The sequence below is a fragment of the Streptomyces sp. genome (genome assembly GCF_031181705.1).
Classification (GTDB): domain Bacteria; phylum Actinomycetota; class Actinomycetes; order Streptomycetales; family Streptomycetaceae; genus Streptomyces.
The window spans coordinates 22,559-24,903 of sequence record NZ_JAPSKN010000085.1; the positions used below are offsets into that span (position 1 = coordinate 22,559).

2 protein-coding genes are annotated in these 2,345 nt (G+C 71.5%); both read right to left on the reverse strand.

Translation table 11 applies throughout. From position 1 onward, the window contains the following. Positions 1-958: type II secretion system F family protein (locus RIN80_RS17435; protein ID WP_375141720.1), on the reverse strand; the 958-nt coding region annotated here is incomplete at its 3' end. A gap of 7 nt (positions 959-965) precedes the next feature. Beyond that, the gene (locus tag RIN80_RS17440) at positions 966-2,273 is read right to left on the reverse strand and encodes an ATPase, T2SS/T4P/T4SS family (protein ID WP_309096515.1); all 1,308 of its coding nucleotides are present in this window, start codon (positions 2,271-2,273) and stop codon (positions 966-968) included. Positions 2,274-2,345 lie beyond the last annotated feature (72 nt).

The window sequence follows — 2,345 nt, forward strand, 5'->3', positions numbered from 1 at the left end:
GCTGCTGCTGCTGCGACGGCGTCCTCGGACGGACGAACCGGACACCCGCCTGGTCGCGGACGAGGAAGCGCTCGGGCGTCTCGATGGTGGACAGCTTGCGCAGCCACCAGAAGCCGAGCGCGAACAGGCCGCAGACGCAGGCGAGGACGAGCTGGCCGACCGCCGTGCCGTACGGCTCGACGAAGTCGCGGTTGAAGATGGACAGGCCGAGGACGAAGGCGATGGAGACCGCGACGACGATCTGCACCGAACGGCGGGTCGAGGCGCGCTGGGCCATGACCCGCTGGCGCATGTCGACCTCCTCGCGCGCCGACTTGGCCAGGGCGCCCAGCACCTGGCGCAGACCGGGGCCGCGCAGGCGGGCGTTGAGGATCAGGGCCGCGACGATGATGTCGGCGGAGGCGTCGTCGATCTCGTCGGCGAGCTGCTGGAGCGCCTCGGGCAGCGGGGTGCGGGCGCGCAGCCGGTCGACGAGGGCGTCGAGGTGGGGGCGCAGGACGGGGGCCGCGGCGCGGGCGGAGGCCGGGATGGCCTGTTCCAGGCCGACGGCGCCGGCGATGGTGTCGCGCAGGGACTCCGTCCAGGAGGCCAGGGCCTCCACGCGGCGCATGGCGGCCCGCTCCTCGCCGGCGCCGCCGAAGAGGCGGTCCCAGAAGAAGACGAGGACACCGGCCGCGATGCCGGCGACCGCCCAGCGGGTCAGCAGCAGCACGACGAGTCCGACGATCGCGGCGAGGGAGCCGCGCTGCCCGGCGAAGCGGATCAGTTCGCTCGCCCGCTGGGCGGCCTTCTGCTTCTCGTGGTCGGGCTTGACGGGCAGTCCGCGTACGGCGACGAGCAGCAGGGCGAGGCCGCCGCCGACGGCGACGCCGCTGCCGATCGAGTACAGCACCTGGGTGGAGAACAGGCCGCCCATGGAGCCCAGCGAGCCGAGTGCGGCGAGAGTCGTCGTGTTCATCTCCGGCTCACCCCCAGGTCCCGGTCGGCCGGTAGCCGTGTGCCATCAGTTCCTCCAGGCAGGCAAGGGGGGCGTGCGGCACGACCCGGCCGTCGGGAGCCTGCGCGAACACCTCGCTGGACAGGACCCGCCCGTCGACGCCGTTGACCTCGCGGACGGAGGTGACCATGCGCTGCAGGCGGCCGCCGTTGACGAAGTCGTTGCGCCGCTGGATGAAGACGACGAAGTTCACGGCCCCGGCGATCAGCATCTGGCTGGCCTCGATGGGCAGCCGCTCCGAGGCCTGCAACGCGTAGGTGGAGATGCGGTTGAACACCTCGCTGGAGCTGTTGGCGTGGATCGTGGACAACGAGCCGTCGTTGCCCTGGGACATCGCGTTGAGCATGGTGACGATCTCGTCGCCGAGGACCTCGCCGACGATGACCCGGGAGGGGTTCATGCGCAGCGACCGGCGCACCAGCTCCGCCATCGAGATGGCGCCCTGTCCCTCGGAGTTGGGCAGGCGCTCCTCGAAGGCGACGACGTTGGGGTGCAGGTCGGGGAAGGTGTCGAGGCCGAGCTCCAGGGCCCGTTCGACGGTGATGAGCCGCTCGTGCGGCGGGATCTCGTTGGCGAGGGCGCGCAGCAGCGTGGTCTTGCCGGCGTTGGTGGCACCGGCGATCATGATGTTCTTGCGGGCGCGGACCGCGCAGGCCAGGAAGTGGGCGACCTCGGGGGTCAGTGTGCCGTTGCCGACGAGGTCGGAGATGAACACCTTGCCCATGCGCGCGCGGCGGATGGACAGCGCCGGGCGCCGGGCCACGTCCATGACGGCCGACAGGCGCGACCCGTCGGGCAGCCGCAGGTCGAGCTGCGGGTTGGCCGAGTCGAAGGGGCGGGAGGACAGGCCCGAGTAGGCGCCGAGCACCTGGATGAGTTCGATGAGCTCCTCGTCGGTCTCGGCGACCGGGTCGCCCTTCACCTCGCGGCCGTCGGCGTATCCGACGAAGACCTGGTCGCAGCCGTTGATGTCGATGTTCTCGACCTCGGGGTCGTCCAGCAGCGGCTGGAGCCGGCCGACGCCGAACAGGGCGGCGTGCACGGCGGCCGCGTACTGCTCCTCGGTCTCGGCGTCCAGCGGTGTACGGCCCGCGTTGATCTCGGCGCGGGCGTACTCCTCCAGGATCTGGGCTATGACGGCGCGGGCGTACTGCCGTTCGTCCTCCGAGGACATCGGAGTGACGTTGTTGAGCTGGTCCTGCCGGCGTTGTTCGGCGATGCGGTCGCCGGCGTCCTGGCGGAACCGCTTGACCAACTGGTGGTCGACAGCGGTCATGTGCCGGCCCCCGCGTGGCCCTGCGTGTGACCCGCCTGCTGGTGCGGGACGTGCTGGGCTTGGTGGGCCTGG